18 protein-coding genes and 1 pseudogene are annotated in these 17,025 nt (G+C 40.3%); 17 read left to right on the top strand and 2 right to left on the bottom strand.

From position 1 onward, the window contains the following. Positions 1 to 19 precede the first annotated feature (19 nt). From gloA2 to SRA_RS05105, 17 genes and pseudogenes are all read left to right on the top strand, one after another. Positions 20 to 424, top strand: a complete 405-nt coding sequence (gene gloA2 / locus SRA_RS05180) for an SMU1112c/YaeR family gloxylase I-like metalloprotein (RefSeq protein ID WP_003088398.1) — start codon at positions 20 to 22, stop codon at positions 422 to 424. 96 nt (positions 425 to 520) lie between these two features. Continuing rightward, the gene (locus tag SRA_RS05175) at positions 521 to 1,480 is read left to right on the top strand and encodes a DUF1002 domain-containing protein (RefSeq protein WP_037611385.1); all 960 of its coding nucleotides are present in this window, start codon (positions 521 to 523) and stop codon (positions 1,478 to 1,480) included. Between the two features lie 365 nt (positions 1,481 to 1,845). Next, a complete protein-coding gene (locus tag SRA_RS05170; protein WP_003088396.1) occupies positions 1,846 to 2,346 on the top strand; it encodes an NUDIX hydrolase in 501 nt (166 codons plus the stop codon). Positions 2,347 to 2,394: 48 nt separating this feature from the next. Continuing rightward, a complete protein-coding gene (locus SRA_RS05165) occupies positions 2,395 to 3,204 on the top strand; it encodes a Cof-type HAD-IIB family hydrolase (RefSeq protein ID WP_003088395.1) in 810 nt (269 codons plus the stop codon). A gap of 73 nt (positions 3,205 to 3,277) precedes the next feature. After that, a complete protein-coding gene (locus SRA_RS05160; protein WP_003088394.1) occupies positions 3,278 to 3,925 on the top strand; it encodes an SGNH/GDSL hydrolase family protein in 648 nt (215 codons plus the stop codon). A 205-nt stretch (positions 3,926 to 4,130) separates the two neighbouring features. Beyond that, positions 4,131 to 4,415, top strand: coding sequence for a phasin family protein (locus SRA_RS05155; protein WP_003088393.1), 285 nt, complete (start codon positions 4,131 to 4,133; stop codon positions 4,413 to 4,415). Positions 4,416 to 4,435: 20 nt separating this feature from the next. Next, positions 4,436 to 6,010, top strand: coding sequence for an ABC1 kinase family protein (locus SRA_RS05150; protein WP_003088388.1), 1,575 nt, complete (start codon positions 4,436 to 4,438; stop codon positions 6,008 to 6,010). A 28-nt stretch (positions 6,011 to 6,038) separates the two neighbouring features. Next, entirely contained in the window at positions 6,039 to 6,422 is a 384-nt protein-coding gene (locus tag SRA_RS05145) for a VOC family protein (RefSeq protein WP_003088386.1), read from the top strand. Positions 6,423 to 6,565: 143 nt separating this feature from the next. After that, positions 6,566 to 6,743, top strand: a pseudogene (locus SRA_RS09955) (family 1 glycosylhydrolase); the annotation flags it as partial. A 13-nt stretch (positions 6,744 to 6,756) separates the two neighbouring features. Next, the gene (locus SRA_RS05140; protein ID WP_003088384.1) at positions 6,757 to 7,353 is read left to right on the top strand and encodes a histidine phosphatase family protein; all 597 of its coding nucleotides are present in this window, start codon (positions 6,757 to 6,759) and stop codon (positions 7,351 to 7,353) included. A gap of 34 nt (positions 7,354 to 7,387) precedes the next feature. After that, positions 7,388 to 7,978, top strand: a complete 591-nt coding sequence (locus SRA_RS05135; RefSeq protein ID WP_174267038.1) for a histidine phosphatase family protein — start codon at positions 7,388 to 7,390, stop codon at positions 7,976 to 7,978. 42 nt (positions 7,979 to 8,020) lie between these two features. After that, a complete protein-coding gene (locus SRA_RS05130; protein ID WP_003088380.1) occupies positions 8,021 to 9,457 on the top strand; it encodes a 6-phospho-beta-glucosidase in 1,437 nt (478 codons plus the stop codon). A gap of 90 nt (positions 9,458 to 9,547) precedes the next feature. Continuing rightward, entirely contained in the window at positions 9,548 to 10,672 is a 1,125-nt protein-coding gene (locus tag SRA_RS05125; RefSeq protein WP_003088378.1) for an AI-2E family transporter, read from the top strand. Positions 10,673 to 10,796: 124 nt separating this feature from the next. After that, positions 10,797 to 11,645: a Cof-type HAD-IIB family hydrolase gene (locus SRA_RS05120; protein WP_003088376.1), complete on the top strand. Its 849-nt coding sequence runs from the start codon at positions 10,797 to 10,799 to the stop codon at positions 11,643 to 11,645. A 246-nt stretch (positions 11,646 to 11,891) separates the two neighbouring features. Further along, complete coding sequence (locus tag SRA_RS05115; protein WP_003088374.1) at positions 11,892 to 12,350, top strand: MarR family winged helix-turn-helix transcriptional regulator; 459 nt, start codon at positions 11,892 to 11,894, stop codon at positions 12,348 to 12,350. After that, positions 12,347 to 13,072: an ABC transporter ATP-binding protein gene (locus SRA_RS05110; protein WP_003088372.1), complete on the top strand. Its 726-nt coding sequence runs from the start codon at positions 12,347 to 12,349 to the stop codon at positions 13,070 to 13,072. The genes SRA_RS05115 and SRA_RS05110 overlap by 4 nt, the downstream gene beginning before the upstream one ends. Further along, the gene (locus SRA_RS05105; protein ID WP_003088370.1) at positions 13,069 to 14,589 is read left to right on the top strand and encodes an ABC transporter permease/substrate-binding protein; all 1,521 of its coding nucleotides are present in this window, start codon (positions 13,069 to 13,071) and stop codon (positions 14,587 to 14,589) included. Before SRA_RS05110 ends, SRA_RS05105 begins: the two co-directional genes overlap by 4 nt. Positions 14,590 to 14,682: 93 nt before the next feature. Here the strand turns inward: SRA_RS05105 and SRA_RS05100 are convergent, their stop codons facing one another. After that, complete coding sequence (locus tag SRA_RS05100; RefSeq protein ID WP_003088365.1) at positions 14,683 to 15,342, bottom strand: ABC transporter ATP-binding protein; 660 nt, start codon at positions 15,340 to 15,342, stop codon at positions 14,683 to 14,685. Between the two features lie 14 nt (positions 15,343 to 15,356). Next, positions 15,357 to 16,862, bottom strand: coding sequence for an ABC transporter permease (locus SRA_RS05095; protein WP_003088364.1), 1,506 nt, complete (start codon positions 16,860 to 16,862; stop codon positions 15,357 to 15,359). Positions 16,863 to 17,025: the final 163 nt, after the last annotated feature.

Below are 17,025 nucleotides of genomic sequence, written 5' to 3'. Positions count from 1 at the left end.
ATTTAGAAAGAGTAAGATAATGAAATTAAATGCAATTCATCATGTGGCTTTTATTGTTTCAGATTATGAAAAGTCTTATGATTTTTATGTTAATAAGCTAGGTTTTGAAGTAATCCGTGAGAATTACAGACCGCAGAGGCAGGATTACAAACTTGATTTAAAATGCGGCGATGTAGAGTTGGAAATTTTTGGAAATAAAATAACAAATACTAATTACAGCGCTCCGCCAGAACGTGTTAGCTGGCCGAGGGAAGCTTGCGGACTGCGGCACTTGGCTTTTCGCGTCAAAGATGTTGAAAAAGTCAGGAAGGAACTGATAGATTTGGAGATAAAGGTCGAAGAATTACGTTATGATGATTATACCGGTCAAAAAATGACTTTCTTTTTTGATCCAGATGGTCTTCCCTTGGAACTGCACGAATAAAAATATAGGGACATCTGGTTTTTAATTTGAGAATAACCTTTCTAATGCTATAATGAATCATCAGGGAAAAATTTAGATATAAGAAAGGAATATTTTATGATGTTACGAAAAATAATGATATGCGGCGGGATTTTAATTGCTTCCTTGCTGGGTCTGACAACTGTCAAGGCCAGCAGTTCTGATTCTGTTCAAGCAGTGATTGATGAAGCTTACGTTCAGCCGGATTACGTCATGGGTTATTCGTTGAGTGAGGAGCAGCGCAATCAAACATTGAATTTACTGGGTTACAAGGCTGATACAGACACTAATGTTAAAACGCTTGATAGTCAAAATTATGCTAAGATCATGAATGTGGCAGCTGATTCCAGCCTGCAACTGTATTCATCAGTTAGAATTCAAAAATTAGGCGAGAAAGATACACTTGAGGTGAAGATTGTGACGCCGGAAAACATTACCAAGGTTACTCAGGATATGTATCGAAATGCTGCGGTGACACTTGGCATTGAGCATGCTAAGATTACGGTTGCAGCACCGATTGCAGTCACAGGGGAATCGGCTTTGGCAGGCATTTACTACTCGCTTGAGGAAAACGGAGCAAGTGTTTCTGAAGAAAGCAAGAACTTAGCACAAGAAGAGCTGAGTGCCCTTTCTGACATCAATGAACAAAATCAAGGCAAGAAAGGCTACGATGCAGACAAACTCAATGTTGCTTTGACAGATATTAAATCGGCAGTAGCAGATGCAGGTGATAATCTGACTAAAGATCAGGTTCAAAAAATTGTAGAGGATACATTGGAAAATTATAGTCTGAAATCCTCAATGACAGAAAATCAAATTACCTTGATAGTTAATTTTGCCTTCAATCTGTCAAAAAGTAAGGTGATTCACAATGACGGTTTTAAATCAACACTTAATTCTTTGAAAGACAGTATCGTTTCTAAAGCTAAATCTACTTTTAAAGGACTCAATGTAAATTTTGATGCTAGTAAGGCGATTGAGTCCGGCAAAGGATTCTTTGCCAGAATTTGGCAATGGCTTGTTGGTCTCTTTTCATAATGGCAGATATAGATACACTGGAAAACCGAGGCAGATTGTACTGCACCCTAAAAAGTTAGATAAAAAATCTAACAATTGGGGTGTTTTTTATAAAATAAAATAACAGTCGTCGAGCTTTTCTGAAAATTCTTTTGACAGCTTTAGAATCGGTGTTATAAATAAGGGGAAAATATATAGTGTAAAACACTGAGGAACAGTCAACAAACTGGCGAAAAAAATTTAGGCTTTTGAGCCGAGAGTATTTATGGCCGCAGTTGAGGGGTCGCATACTATATTTACAGACGAGGGACAGCTAAGAAAAAACTTGAATTTTCATCATCTTTAGGGATATAATAAAAGAAACTGCAAGTGAGGAAGATGCGCTTATGACAGAACTTTGGGATGCCTATGATGAAAATCGGCAGCGGATTCCGGGAAAGTCTATTGTACGTGAGACGTTCTCAACAGCAGATGACTTTCACTTGGTAGTTGAGGTTTTGCTTTTACATGAGGACAATGCGGTGCTTTTTATGCATCGCTCTTCTGAAAAGGAAATTTTTCCGGGCTATTATGAGGCGACTGCCGGTGGCTCGGTTTTACAGGGTGAGGATTCAGAAACGGCTGTCCGACGGGAATTAAAAGAGGAGACAGGTCTGGAGACTGGGCGCCTGCAGCTTCTTTTTCAATACAGCGATCCTCAGTACCATTCCCACTTTGACCATTATTTGGCTAGGACCGATGCTGACAAGAACAGCGTCAGTTATCAAAAAGGGGAGACAGACGGTCATGTGTGGGTGGCTCCGGAAGACTTAGCGGATTTTCTGGAGAAGGAGAATGTTCTGCCTGCCAATGTGACGGAGCTGAAAATACTATTTGGTTTGGAATAGCAGGTTTCTGATCCGCTGTTTTATGAAATGAATGATTAAGGAGTTAAAATGACAGTAAAAGTAATTGCGACTGATATGGATGGTACTTTTTTAAATTCGCAGGGTCAATATGACCATGAGCGCTTCCAAAAGCTGTTAAAGCAGCTGCAGGAAAAGGATATTCGCTTTGTTGTAGCGAGCGGAAATCAGTATCGGCAGCTGAGAGATCAATTTCCCGATTGCCATAAGCAGCTGACCTTTGTCGGTGAAAATGGTGCTAATATCGTTCATAAAGATGAGCCCTTGATTGAAGTTTTTCAAAAAAGAGAAGACATTGCTCATTTGATACATTTTGTTGAGAAAAAATACCCTGAAGCTGTCATTTCTTTGGCAGGTGAGGAGAAAGCTTATTTGCGCAGAGATGTTCCCCATGATATCATCGAATGGCTTTTGCCTTTTCTGCCTAACTTAGAACTTGTTGAGGAATTGCTTCCGCTTCCTCACGAGCGCTTCTTCAAATTAACTCTGAAGGTTGAAGAAGAAGCTGTGACGCAGGTGATGCAGGCTATTGATACATTTAAAACCAATGATTGTCTGGTAAGCACCAGCAGCGGTTTTGGCTGCATTGATGTCATCACAAAAGGTCTGCATAAAGGCTGGGCTCTTGAGCAATTGCTAAAGCGCTGGAATTATACGAGAGATAATCTGATGGTCTTTGGAGACAGCGGCAATGATGTTGAAATGCTAAAATTGGCTAAGTATTCTTATGCCATGGATGACGCTTCAAAAGAGGCCAAAGCGGCTGCTCGCTATCAGGCAGGATCAAATGATGCTTCTGGTGTACTGGAAACGATTGAACATTATTTGGAGAAGGTTTAAGACAAAGCACAGCGATAGGTTTTAGACTTAATCTTGCTGTTTGTTGTCTACAATGAGACTAAGGGGGCTAAACATGTTAGATGGGCTGGAAACTTCTGCTCAGCGTTCCAAGGAAAAGGGCAGTGCTAAATTAGATAGCTATCAGATGGAGCGGCTGCGTTCTTTCCAAAAATCTAATCCGCAGGAATCTGCAGAGGGGATTGTTTTTACTGGTGATTCAATCACCGAATTTTTCCCTTTGAAAAAATATCTGGGCCGTGAGAAGCCGCTGATTAACAGAGGGATTGCCGGCACTGATTCTGTCTGGCTTTTGGAGCATCTGCAAGAGCAGGTGCTGGACTTAAATCCGGCCAAGGTCTTTTTAATGATTGGCATCAATGATATCGGCAGAGGCTATGCCTTATCAGCTATTGCCAGCAGAATTGCCGATATGATAGCGCAGATTCGCAGTCATAATATTTTTACTAAGATTTACCTCTTGTCTGTTTTGCCGGTCAATGAAGGAGAACAGTATGCTGCAAAGGTGAAGATCAGAAACAACGCTGCTGTACAGCAGTTAAATCAAGACCTGCAGGTTTTGGCAGGTGCTGAATATATTGATTTGTATCCTTTACTTTTAGATGATAGCGGAAATTTGGCAGAGCATAATACCATTGATGGGCTGCATTTAAGTCAGGATGGCTATGCTAAAATAGCAGCTGCTTTAAGGAGAGAGCTGTAAAAATAACCGCTCAAAAGACAATATTAAAACTGCAGAAATTTAGTCGTTCTGCAGTTTTTTATTGTTTATCTTTAACAATTAAATTTCTAAAATATCCTGAAAAATTTGGAAAAATTCCCATATTTTTCACAAAAAGTAGTAAGATAAAGGTATAACTAAATAAGCCGCATCTTGCGGCAAGCTCTATTATTAAGGAGGACTTACGATGGATGAATTGAAAAAAATTTTATTGGCTGGTATCGGTTTGACTTCGATGACTTATGAAAAGGCAAACAGTTTCATTAAGGAATTGGTTGAAAAAGGCCGCATCACTGTGGATGAGGGCAAGGAATTGCAGTCTGAATTAAAGCGCAAGAGTCAGGCAGAAGCTCAGGAAGTTATGGATAAGGTCAATGCCAAAACACAAAGTGTGCAGTACGCAACCAAGGAAGATGTTTCTCGTTTGGAGGCAAAACTGGATGCTCTTTTGCAGCAGTCATCTGACAAGTAGTTTCAGGCAAGGGAAATTTTATGTCAACTAAGCGTTTAAGAGAAATAGTTGCTGTGTTTAGTTCTGTCGGCCTAACAGCACTTAAGGATAAAAGAAAGCCGCTTGATGACCTAACAGCACCGCAAAAACTGCGTCAGGCCTTTGAAAAACTGGGCTCGAGTTTTGTCAAAATTGGTCAGATTTTGTCCACTAGAAGTGATTTGTTGCCGGAAGCTTATATTAAAGAATTGAGTAAGCTGCAAAGCGATGTGCAGCCCCTGTCTAAAGATGTTGTTATGTCTGCTATTCAAGCAGAGCTTAAAGAACCGATTGATAGGGTCTTTCAGTGGGTTTCAGATGAGCCTTTGGCCAGCGGTTCCGTTGCTCAGACGCATCTGGCCAAGCTTTATTCCGGTCAGGAAGTTGTGATAAAAATCCAAAGACCGCATTTGGCGGATGTTATAGAAGAAGATATCAGTCTCTTGATTCGCTTGTCTAGCAGAATTCCGTCTGCCTTTATTCCCATGGTTAATGTGACAGATGTCTTATACCAGTTAAAGGACAGTCTGATTCTTGAAATTGATTTTCGCAATGAAGCGCAGGCCATGCTGGATTTTGCTGAACTCAATCAAGGGATTAAGTGTGTTGCTGTGCCTGCAGTTTTTTCAGATTACACGACCCGGCATATGATTGTTGAAGAATATGTCTCCGGAATTCCTATCAACCATTATGAAGATTTGCTCAAGGCCGGCTATGATTTAGAGGATATCGGCCGAAAACTGATGCTCTCTTTTATCAAACAAGTCTTCAAGGACGGGTGTTTTCATGGAGATCCCCATCCGGGAAATCTTTTGATTCATGAAGGGCAGATTTACTTTATTGATTTCGGGATTACCGGACGGTTAGAAGATACCATGCGGTCTTCTCTAAATGATATTCTCTATAGTTTTACAGCTCAAGACGTGGATGGTATGACCAGAGCTGTTCTTGACATTACCAGTTTTGATACCTCTATCAATAAGATGGAGCTGAGTCAGGATGTTGAGCGCATGCTGGCCAAATATTCCAGTCTTGATTTGGGAGATTTATCCATTACCGATTTCTTGCAGGATTTAGTTGATATTTTCCTTAAAAATCACCTAAAAGCGCCATCACAAATCGTTATTTTGGAAAAGGCTTCGCTGCAGATTGAAGGGATTTTCCGAAATTTGGCACCTAATATTGATTTGATGACTTTAGCAAAGAATTATTTCCTCGAAAATATGGGGCCTGATCTGCTGAAACAGGCTCTCAACAAAGAGGCCTTGCTGATTGAATTGTTTTATCTTTTAAAAAATGGCAAAAATGTTCCAAGGCGGATAAATCAGCTGCTGGAACAGGTGCTAAACGGCCGTATTTTAATCAATCACGACTTTTATGACTACGCTAACCGTGTCAAAACAGTCAACAGCATTGCCAATCGTCTAATATTTAGTCTGATTTTCTTAGCTTTAATGCTTTCTGCGGGCTTATTTAGCCTCAATACAGAAATGCAGTCTTTGTCAGTCTTTTTGCTGGTTCTTGCCATGCTTGTTTTGATTTTAGAAATGATTTGGATAGTTAAAAGCCGCCGTTAGCATTGAATAAAGACTTAGGAGGGTTAGGATGAAGATAGAGCATGTAGCGATCTATGTCGATGATTTAGAAGCGGTGCGTCATTTTTTTGAGAAATATTTCCAGGCTCGGTCAAATGAACTTTACCACAATAAAAAGAAAGGTTTTAAATCTTACTTTTTATCTTTTGATGACGGGGCGCGCTTAGAAATTATGAGCAAGGAAGCTATTGTTAAGAAAAAACTGCCGCAGGAACGTTTGGGATTGATTCATTTTGCAGTCAGTACAGGCAGTAAAGAAAAAGTTGATGAGCTGACGAGACGGCTTCAAAGCGATGGTTATCCCGTTTTAAGCGGACCGCGGACAACAGGTGACGGTTATTATGAATCCTGTGTTTTGGGAATTGAAGACTGTCAGATCGAAATCACTGTGTAAGTCTCTAATCATAGGATAGTATCAGTATATCTAAGGATTATAGAGGAAATGCAGTTTTCTAACTGTTATAATAACAATGATTATGATAACAGGAGGTACTTGCTATTGACCAAACAGTTTCCGAAAGGATTTTTGTGGGGCTCTGTACCGACCATATCTCCGCATCAATATCAGAAATGTCCAAACGCTGTGGTTTTATTTATGTAGACGCAGATGATAAAGGATAAGGGGACCCTTAATCGTTCGCGCAAGGATTCTTTCTTTTATTATAAGGAATTGGTTGCAAGCAACGGTGCCAATTTATTGAACAAACAGGATTAAAAGGAGTGTAAGAATGGCTCAGACGCTTTATCTCATGCGCCATGGAGAAACTTTATTTAACAAACAAAAACGCGTTCAGGGGTGGTGTGATTCTCCCCTGACTGAAACAGGAATTGAACAGGCACAGCAAGCAAGAGATTATTTTCAAAGGCAGGGAATTTTATTTGACAGAGCCTATTCTTCAACACAAGAACGAGCAACGGATACTTTGAAAGTCATTACCGACCTTCCCTATCAGCAGTTAAAGGGGCTAAAAGAAATGAATTTTGGTATCTTTGAAGCCCAGCCTGAACTGCTGCTGCCTAAATTCAGACCGGGCAGCAACTCATTTGAGGATTTACTGGTGCCCTATGGCGGCGAGGATATTTATCAAGTTGGCAAACGTGTTTATGACACCATTATAGAAATACTTGCCAAGGAGCAAGTACAGACAAATCTGATGGTTAGCCACGGAGCGGCTCTTTACGGTCTCGTTTTAAAGCTTGGGCAGGAGCTTCCGCAGGGCTTTCGTTTGGGGAATTGTGCTATCTGTCAATTTGATTATTCCGACGGCGAGCTGAACTTAGTCAGCCTCATCGATCCGCTGACCAATCAAAAAATTGATTTATAAAGGAGATTCTATTTCAGTGCGAACATTTTATTTAATGCGGCATGGGCAAACACGCTTCAATGTGCAGCAACGTATTCAAGGCGCCAGTGATTCGCCGCTGACTGAGCTGGGAATTGAACAAGCCAAAGCTGCAAAACATTATTTTGATCAAAAGGGTGTTGTCTTTGATAGTATTTATACTTCCACGCAGGAACGAGCCTGTGACACGGCTGAACTAGCCAGCGGACGAACTGATTATGTACGGCTGAAAGGTTTGAAAGAACAAGATTTTGGCGCCTTTGAAGGCCAGCAGGAGTATCTTAATCCTCCTTTGCAGGGTGATATTGGCTATGGTGATTATTTTGTAACTTATGGCGGTGAATCGTATCTAGATGTTCGGTGCCGCATGGAAAAAACGATTCGGCAGTTATTGGAGGCTGAAAAAGAACCCTCAACTCTTCTTATAGTCAGTCATGGAGCTGCCATTGCTCAATTTTACCGTCAAGTCATCGCTGATTATCCGCGTATTCGCATGACCAACTGTGCTATTTTGAAATTTACCTATGAAAAAAATCGCTTTGACCTTTTGTCTGTTACCGATCCGGTTCAAGATAAAAAAGTATATATCAAGGAAGAAGCGCACTGATGGATAATTAGAATCCAAAATAACTCATAAAAGGAGAAGTAAATGATAAGTTTAAAACCATTTCCAAAAGGATTTTTATGGGGCGGCGCAACAGCTGCCAACCAATGCGAAGGTGCCTACGATGCTGACGGCCGCGGATTAGCCAATGTTGATGTGGTGCCGATTGGCCAAGACCGCTTTCCGATTATTGCTGGTAAAAAGAAGATGTTCGACTTTGAAGAAGGCTATTTTTATCCTGCTAAAGAATCCATTGATATGTACCATCATTTCAAGGAAGACATTGCTCTTTTCGGTGAAATGGGCTTCAAAACTTACCGTCTCTCTATTGCCTGGACGCGTATTTTCCCGCAAGGAGATGAATTGGAACCTAATGAAGCCGGCTTGCAATTCTATGAAGATTTATTTAAAGAATGCCATAAGTATGGTATTGAACCGCTGGTAACCATTACCCATTTTGACTGTCCCATGCATTTGATTAAAGAATATGGCGGTTGGCGCAATCGCAAGATGTTAGAATTTTATGAGCGTCTCTGCCGTACCCTCTTTACTCGTTATAAAGGACTGGTAAAATATTGGCTGACCTTCAATGAAATCAATATGATTCTTCATGCACCATTTATGGGAGCAGGTCTCTATTTTGAAGAAGGCGAAAATGAAGAAGAAGTGAAGTACCAGTCTGCTCACCATGAACTAGTTGCGTCAGCTATTGCGACCAAGTTAGCTCATGAAATAGATCCAGAAAACAAAGTGGGCTGTATGCTGGCTGCCGGCCAGTATTATCCCAACACCTGCAATCCCAAGGACTATTGGAAGGCTATGCAGGAAGACCGTTCCAATTATTTCTTTATTGATGTGCAGGCACGCGGAGAATATCCTAACTATGCCAAAAAGCAGTTTGAACGCGATGGACTCAATATTGTCATGACCGATGAAGATTTACAGCTGCTTCGTGAAAATACAGTTGATTTTGTTTCCTTCTCTTATTATTCCAGCCGAGTAGCCTCTGCTGATCCAAAAGCTAATGATAAGACGCAGGGAAATATCTTTGCTTCTATCAAAAATCCTTACTTGGCATCATCTGAATGGGGCTGGCAAATTGATCCGCTCGGCCTTCGCATTACGCTTAATACCATCTGGGATCGCTATCAAAAGCCAATGTTTATTGTTGAAAACGGTCTTGGTGCAGTAGATAAGCCAGATGAAAACGGCTATGTTGAAGACGATTACCGGATTGATTATCTGCGCGAGCACATCAAGGCTATGAACGCGGCGATTAATGAAGATGGTGTTGAACTTTGGGGCTACACGACTTGGGGCTGTATAGACCTTGTCTCAGCGGGTACTGGTGAAATGAAAAAACGTTATGGCTTCATCTATGTTGACCGTGATAACGATGGGAATGGTAGTCTCAAGCGTTCCAAGAAGAAATCCTTTGACTGGTATAAGCAAGTTATTGCTTCAAACGGGACAGAAGTGTAATTTAAACCTAAAAAAAAACAGATTTGCCATAATCTGTTTTTTTAGGCATTTCCTATCTTTTTAAGGCTAATTTAGTGTATAATAACATTTATGAAAATTAAAAAATCCTATATTGCTTATCCTGTCCTAGTTTTTGTTATTTGCTATGCTATTGTGGCAAACTGGTCAGCGGGAGCTAATTTATTGAATACTTTTGTAGCTGCTCTGTCTCCCTTTTTAACAGGGGCAGCTATTGGCTATATTGTTAATATTGTTATGAGTGCTTATGAAAAACTTTATGATAAGTTCATAACATCGCAGCGTCTTTTGAAGGCTAAGCGTCCTCTAACAATGATTTTAGCCTATGCAACTTTTGTTTTGGTTGTTACTCTTATTTTTACCATTGTCTTGCCAGATTTAATTGCCAGCCTTAAGTCTTTACTGTCCATCAATCCTAAAGATATCCAAAGCATTATTAATGAAGTTCAGCATAATAAGTGGGTTTCTAAAATTTTAGAAGTTTCAGGAGGTGATGCGCAGCTTAGCAAGCTTATCTCTAATTACAGTCGGCAAATTTTAAATCAATTTTTGAGTGTTTTGACGAATGTATTAGCTTCAGTCACCTCGATAGCATCAACTCTGATCTCAATTTTTGTCAGCATCATTTTTTCAATGTATGTTTTAGCAAATAAAGAAAAATTAGGCCGCCAGTTTAATCTTTTAATCGATACTTATCTTGGTAAATATGCTGGGACGGTTCACTACCTTGTGGGGATTTTGCACAGTCGTTTTCATGGTTTCTTTGTTGGTCAGACCCTAGAAGCCATGATTTTAGGAACCCTGTCAGCTATCGGTATGATGCTTCTTGGCTTGCCTTATGCAGCAACAATTGGTGTTTTAATTGCTTTTACAGCTTTAATCCCTGTTGTTGGTGCTTATATCGGTGTCACTATTGGAACTATTTTAATTTTAACACAATCCTTCTCACAAGCAGTTGTCTTTGTAGTCTTTCTTGTTTTGCTGCAGCAATTTGAAGGCAATGTTATTTACCCAAGGGTTGTCGGCGGCTCTATCGGTCTGCCGTCTATGTGGGTACTCTTAGCTATCACTATTGGCGGTGCTTTGGCAGGTCTTGTTGGTATGCTGATGGCAGTACCTATTTTAGCCAGCCTTTATCAAATTATTAAAGATCATGTTTATAAAAAACAAGCTCAAAACCAACGCCAGGGCAGTTAAAAGCCTTGGCGTTTTATCATTCTTTTAAGATAGTACGATAGTATCAGATATTAAGAGAATGACACTATCCTTTTACAAACAGCATCATTTATAATAAAACTAGAACATCGTTAGGAGCAGATACATGAGCAAGAAAATTATTTTTTTAGATGTGGACGGGACTCTGGTGGATTATAACAACCGCATCCCGCAGTCAGCAATAAGAGCTATCCGCAAAGCGCGTCAAAATGGACATCTGGTATTTGTTTCAACGGGACGCAGCCGGGCAGAAATGCAGCCGGAACTTTGGGACATCGGCCTAGATGGTATGATTGGCGGTAATGGTTCTTATGTCGAACATGATGGTCAAGTAATTATGCATCAGCTGATTTCTCCAGAAGATGCAAAGGCGGCTGTTGATTGGCTGTATGAGCGTGGCTTAGAATTCTATTTGGAAAGCAATAATGGTCTCTTTGCTAGTGAGCATTTCAGAGAGCGGGCGCGTGAGACTTTAAAGATTTATGCCATGTGCAAAGGGAAAACCTCAGCTGAAGTTGAAGATCAGGAAGTCGATGATGTCATGCACGGTTTGGTTTACGGTGCTAATCTTTACCGCGATGATCTCAATAAAATCAGCTTCGTGCTTGATTCTTATCAAGATTACCTAGATGCGCAAAAGGCCTTTCCGGATTTAAAGGTGGGAACCTGGGGCGGCCGCGGCGAAGCAGCCTTATTTGGTGATTTAGGAGTCAAAAATATCACCAAGGCTCATGCTATTGATGCTCTCTTACAGCATTTAAAAGCCGATAGAAAAGACACTATTGCTTTTGGCGATGCCAAAGTTGATATTCCGATGCTGGAATATTGTGAAATAGGGGTCTCCATGGGCAATGGCGGACCTGAAATTTTAGCCATGGCTGATATGGTAACAGACGATGTTGAAGAGGACGGGCTTTTTAATGCCTTTGAAAAATTAGGACTGCTTGCCCATTAAAAAGTATAGAGTTTCTTAAGACAATTGAAAGAAAGCAGTAATCAAAGAGTAATGGCAGTGGTTTACACTAGCTAGAATAGTTTATATCCTTATAGAAATTACAGTGAAGACGGAACAATGAATTTAGTGGAAAATCTTTATGAATTCGGTTCTGTCTTATTGCTATATAGAAATAATTGACTTTTTAACATTGGGCTTGTATAATTAAAATAGTTCTATTTAGAAATAATTACAAAAGGAGATCAAATGACTAAATTAGCAAGAGGTGGTTATTTAATTAGTCACATCAATCTCCTGAATGGGCGCCTGTTCAACAAGCTACTGGCTGAGGAAGAAGGAGCTGTCTATTCAGGAGAGCAGGGTAAAATTCTGAGCTGTCTTTGGATTGCAGAGCCCCTGACAGCAACAGATATAGCTATAAAGACTGGACTGGCTAATAATACGCTGACTAAAATGTTGCAGCGTCTGGAAACTCAAGGATTAATTGTTTCAAGCTCTCATCCTAAAGACAAACGCAAGCGCTGCTATTATTTAACAGAGCTGGGAAAATCACAGGAGGCTGTCGGCGAGAAAGTCAGCCAGGCTTTAGGAGAAATTTTTTATAAAGATTTTTCGCAAAAAGAAATTCAGCAGTTTGAAAAAATGCTGACTAAGGTTATGCAAAATTTGGAAGCCGCTAGCCCTAGGTGGAAGGAGAAACTATGATTCGTTTTAAAAATGTCAGCAAGTCTTATGGGCAGGAAAAGGTGCTGGATGCCCTTGATTTTGAAGTTGCTAAAGGGGAATTCTTTGTTCTTATTGGCCCCAGCGGCAGCGGTAAAACAACAACACTAAAGATGATTAACCGTTTAATTGAGCCTAGCCAAGGGAAAATCTTTTTGAATCAGCAGGCCATTACAGATCTTTCCTTACGGGAGCTGCGCTTGTCAACGGGCTATGTTTTACAGCAGATTGCACTTTTTCCAAATCTAACCGTCAGGGAAAATATTGAACTGATTCCTGAAATGAAAGGTTGGTCAAAGGCGAAGCGTTTGAAAAAAACCAAGGATTTGCTCGGCAAGGTTGGGCTTGATGCGGATAAGTATCTCGAGCGCTATCCTAGAGACTTGTCAGGCGGCGAGCAGCAGCGAGTCGGGATTTTACGGGCTATCATCGCTGACCCATCCATTCTTTTGATGGACGAGCCTTTTTCAGCTTTGGATCCTATTTCTCGGAAACAGCTGCAGGACCTGACGCTTTCTCTTCAAAAAGAACTGGGGATAACGGTCGTTTTTGTGACCCACGACATTGATGAAGCTAAAAAGTTAGCGGATCGGGTAGCTGTTTTTCAAAAGGGAAAAATTGTGCAGCTGGCCAGTCCCAAGGAAGTTGAAGAGTCTCCTGCCAATGCATTTGTGGCAGATTTATTTGGAGGTGACAGACAATGACAGATTTAATCACGACCTTCCAAGACCGCTTTGGAGATTGGACGCAGTCCTTGCTGGAACATTTGCAAATTTCTCTGTTGTCGCTCTTACTTGCCATTATCCTTGCGCTTCCTTTGGCCATTGTCATTAGCCATCGTAAACGCCTATCAGAGATCATCTTGCAGATTTCAGGAATTTTTCAAACCATTCCTTCTCTAGCTCTTTTAGGCTTATTCATTCCTTTTATGGGAATTGGAACAGTGCCGGCTGTTGCTGCTCTGGTCATTTACGCGCTTTTCCCGATTTTGCAGAATACGATCACAGGCTTAACAACTATCGATCCCAGTTTGGTTGAGGCCGGTCAGGCCTTTGGCATGACCAAGTGGGAGCGGCTGAAAAAATTTGAGCTGCCCTTGGCTATGCCGGTTATGATTTCCGGCGTCAGAACAGCAGCCGTAATGATTATCGGAACTGCGACTTTGGCTGCGCTGATAGGTGCCGGCGGCCTTGGTTCTTTCATTCTTCTTGGGATTGACCGCAATAACAGTTCCTTGATTTTAATAGGTGCCATTTCGTCAGCTCTTTTGGCTATTGTCTTTAATCTTGCTATTAAATTTTTGGAAAAAGCTTCGCTCAAAAAAATTATGTTTGCTTTTTTGGCAATGTTAGCAGGTTTGGGTGTTTCCTACCTTCCCAATATCATTAAAGCTAGTCAGAATCAGGAGGAAATTGTCATTGCTGGGAAAATGGGACCCGAACCTGAAATCCTGATTAATATGTATAAAGAATTGATTGAGCGAGACAGCAGTCTGTCGGTGAAGGTCAAACCTAATTTTGGGAAAACGACTTTTCTTTACGAAGCCCTTAAAAAAGGAGATATTGATATTTATCCCGAATTTACTGGGACAGTTACAGCCAGCTTATTAAAAAATCCGCCCAAAGCATCCAATAACCCTCAAAAGGTTTACAAGGAAGCGCGTGACGGTATTTTGAAGCAGGACGAACTCGTCTATTTAAAACCGATGAAATATCAAAACACCTATGCTGTAGCCGCTAAGAAATCATTTGCCAAGGAAAATGGCTTAAAAACTATTTCTGATTTGAAAAAGGTCGAAAATACAGCAAAGGCAGGCTTTACTCTGGAATTTAATGACCGAGAAGACGGGAATAAAGGCTTGAAAAGTCTTTACGGTCTGAACTTACAGGTAAGCACCATGGAACCAGCCTTACGTTATCAAGCTATCAAGAGCGGTGATATTGATATTACAGATGCTTATTCCACAGATTCAGAAATAAAAGAATATGACCTCGTTACTCTCAAAGATGATAAGGCTCTTTTCCCGCCTTATCAGGGAGCACCTTTGCTTAAAAAGAAATTATTGCAAAAACATCCAGAGCTAAAAAGGATTTTAAACCGTCTGGCTGGAAAGATCAGCGAAAGTCAAATGAGTGATATGAATTATCAGGTCAAAGTAAAGGGAAAATCGGCAAAAACAGTGGCCCATAATTATCTGAAAAAAGCAGGTTTATTGAAATAAAAAAGCGATGAGACAATTGGACTGCATCCCAGAAATTAGACAGAAAAAATCTAACTTTTGTGAGGGTGCAGTACCCAATTCCCATCGCTTTTTTTATTGCTTCAAAGTAAACTGTTTTCGAGCTAACTCAAAGATGATATCTGAACTAGTAGCAACCTCACGTTCATGAGTGACGATAATAACAATTTTATTTTGTTCATGCGCAATATTTTTGAAGATAGCAACAATATCCTTGGTTGTTTCCTCATCCAGATTACCGGTAGGTTCATCAGCAATAATAATATCGTGCTTAACAGCAAGTGCTCTGACAATAGCCACTCTTTGCTGCTGACCGCCGGAAAGTTGCAGGACAGGCTTATCTATCAAAGTTTCAGAGATTCCGACGCTATTAAAAAGATTTGTGACTTCATCATCTGACAGCTTAATACCTGAAATATCAAGAGCTGTTTCGACATTTTGACGGGCTGTCATGTAAGGCAATAAATTGTAAGATTGAAAAATGGTAGAGACAGCATTTCTTCGATAATCATTTAAACCAGATTGATTAATATTTTGGTTATCAAGAAGAATTTCACCTTCTTTAGGACTATCAAGTCCTGCTAAAAGAGATAGAAAGGTGGTCTTTCCGCTTCCTGATTGCCCGAGGATAGCATAAACCTTACCTTTTTCAAATTCAAGGTTCACTTTTCTGAAAAGATAGTCATCTGGATTGTTGCTGTACCAGTAGCTAAGATTGTTTGTTTTTAATGTCATTGAAAACCTGCTTTCTAATTTGAAGACAAGATGTCTTTAGGCTTCATTCTAATAAGTCCAATACTTGCCAGAATAGTTGAGATAAAAGTGATAAGAAGAGCAATCAGACCGAGCTTAGCGATACTTTGGGGAGTTTGTTTGACATTTAATTTATTAATTTGATTAATAGTTGTCCTGTTCATCGCAGCACCGGGACCGCCAGCGAAAGGAGCTTGATTTTGTCCAGTTTTTTTAGAATCAGTGCTGGAACTATCTCTCTCTGGCCCGCCGGCTCCCATCTGTCTATTTTGCTGACTGGAAGAAGTCTGTTGTGAAAGAAGCTGGTTGCCGACAGCATTGCCAACGAAATTGCCAGCAATAGCTGCGAGGGCTAAAGAAACTAAGGTAACTAAGAAAAGCTCTGTGAAAAACTGACCGATTATTTTTAGGCGATTTTCTCCTAGGCTCATCAGAACTCCGATTTCATATCGACGCTCGCGAATGCTAAGAATGATAATAAGGGTCAGGATAACAGCACCAGCTACAGCAACTAGGATAACAATATTTTTGGAGAAACTAGAAACATTGTTAAGAGGTGTCAGCATCTGTTGATAAAGTTTGTCGTTGCTTTCAACCGTAAATTTGTCGGTATCAATCTTACTTTTAGCTTTCTTAACAAAGGATTTCACGCTGGCAGGATCTGACAAGGTATAGGTAGCTGCGTCCACTGTATTTGTCTGTCCTTTCATCGTATTTGCCGTTTGTAAATTAACATAAAGGTTATTGGATGGATTGGACGCATTGTTTTGAAGCTGAGAAGAAGTAACACTAGTTTTTGATTTATAAATACCAATCACCTTAAGCGTATAAGTCTTTTCACTGCCACTGTCGTTGGTTACTTTTACTGTAAAATTATCACCAACCGATAGGTTATTCGCTTTTGCTAAATCGGATTCAATAACTGCTTCATTATTGGATGTCTGACTTGTTATGCCTTTACCTTTGATGATCTTATTTGTGCTGCTAGAGAATTCTGAAACACTGTCAGTTCTATTAACCCCAGTAATAGTAAAATCTCCAGAGGTCATTTTATTATTTTGTCCGTTGGATTCTCCCCTACCAAATGCATTGTCAGAACTAGAAGAATCTGATGAATTTGATTGAGTTGATATAGGAGTAATATTGCCAGCTGTGGCGGTTGTTGTTGTCGTATAGAGATATGATTTTACTCCAGTCATCTTAGCTATGGTTTGGGCAACTGATAGAGAAATCGGAGTCATCTCAAACTTTGGCGGCTGATTGCTGCTTGTATTACTAGATGATGCCTGCTGGGCTTTTTTCATTATGTAATCCCGATTGATTTGAAGATTGACTGTTGCCCCAGTTTCCTTCTTGGCATTCTCAACAGCCTTATCTGCTGCTGATTTTATAGTAAGACCAGCCAACACAAAAATGAGAATACTGCTGATAACGAGAGTTAAGAGAGCTGTTCGGCCTTTTTTAGCCTTGGTTAGCAACCAAGCACGTTTTATAAAATTCATTAAACTACCTCCGCAATCGTGATAAGATGAGTTTATGATGTCTTACTTAATTAAGCCTGAAAGAAAGCTAAAAGGAAGCTTAAAGAGCTTCCTAATCTGTATTTTATGCAGTCTAGGACTAAAGGAAAAAGCCAGCTCTTTGAAAAAAGAGCCGGCTGGGATT

The sequence above is a fragment of the Streptococcus ratti FA-1 = DSM 20564 genome (assembly GCF_000286075.1).
Classification (GTDB): domain Bacteria; phylum Bacillota; class Bacilli; order Lactobacillales; family Streptococcaceae; genus Streptococcus; species Streptococcus ratti.
The sequence above is the reverse complement of the archived record's forward strand: the minus strand, read 5'-3'. Positions and strand labels throughout refer to the sequence as shown.

Excerpts from the sequence above, each read along its gene's own strand:
- gloA2 (WP_003088398.1), top strand. The coding sequence starts at position 20 with ATGAAATTAAATGCAATTCATCATGTGGCTTTTATTGTTTCAGATTAT.
- SRA_RS05175 (WP_037611385.1), top strand. The coding sequence starts at position 521 with ATGATGTTACGAAAAATAATGATATGCGGCGGGATTTTAATTGCTTCC.
- SRA_RS05170 (WP_003088396.1), top strand. The coding sequence starts at position 1,846 with ATGACAGAACTTTGGGATGCCTATGATGAAAATCGGCAGCGGATTCCG.
- SRA_RS05165 (WP_003088395.1), top strand. The coding sequence starts at position 2,395 with ATGACAGTAAAAGTAATTGCGACTGATATGGATGGTACTTTTTTAAAT.
- SRA_RS05160 (WP_003088394.1), top strand. The coding sequence starts at position 3,278 with ATGTTAGATGGGCTGGAAACTTCTGCTCAGCGTTCCAAGGAAAAGGGC.
- SRA_RS05155 (WP_003088393.1), top strand. The coding sequence starts at position 4,131 with ATGGATGAATTGAAAAAAATTTTATTGGCTGGTATCGGTTTGACTTCG.
- SRA_RS05150 (WP_003088388.1), top strand. The coding sequence starts at position 4,436 with ATGTCAACTAAGCGTTTAAGAGAAATAGTTGCTGTGTTTAGTTCTGTC.
- SRA_RS05145 (WP_003088386.1), top strand. The coding sequence starts at position 6,039 with ATGAAGATAGAGCATGTAGCGATCTATGTCGATGATTTAGAAGCGGTG.
- SRA_RS05140 (WP_003088384.1), top strand. The coding sequence starts at position 6,757 with ATGGCTCAGACGCTTTATCTCATGCGCCATGGAGAAACTTTATTTAAC.
- SRA_RS05135 (WP_174267038.1), top strand. The coding sequence starts at position 7,388 with ATGCGGCATGGGCAAACACGCTTCAATGTGCAGCAACGTATTCAAGGC.
- SRA_RS05130 (WP_003088380.1), top strand. The coding sequence starts at position 8,021 with ATGATAAGTTTAAAACCATTTCCAAAAGGATTTTTATGGGGCGGCGCA.
- SRA_RS05125 (WP_003088378.1), top strand. The coding sequence starts at position 9,548 with ATGAAAATTAAAAAATCCTATATTGCTTATCCTGTCCTAGTTTTTGTT.
- SRA_RS05120 (WP_003088376.1), top strand. The coding sequence starts at position 10,797 with ATGAGCAAGAAAATTATTTTTTTAGATGTGGACGGGACTCTGGTGGAT.
- SRA_RS05115 (WP_003088374.1), top strand. The coding sequence starts at position 11,892 with ATGACTAAATTAGCAAGAGGTGGTTATTTAATTAGTCACATCAATCTC.
- SRA_RS05110 (WP_003088372.1), top strand. The coding sequence starts at position 12,347 with ATGATTCGTTTTAAAAATGTCAGCAAGTCTTATGGGCAGGAAAAGGTG.
- SRA_RS05105 (WP_003088370.1), top strand. The coding sequence starts at position 13,069 with ATGACAGATTTAATCACGACCTTCCAAGACCGCTTTGGAGATTGGACG.
- SRA_RS05100 (WP_003088365.1), bottom strand. The coding sequence starts at position 15,342 with ATGACATTAAAAACAAACAATCTTAGCTACTGGTACAGCAACAATCCA.
- SRA_RS05095 (WP_003088364.1), bottom strand. The coding sequence starts at position 16,862 with ATGAATTTTATAAAACGTGCTTGGTTGCTAACCAAGGCTAAAAAAGGC.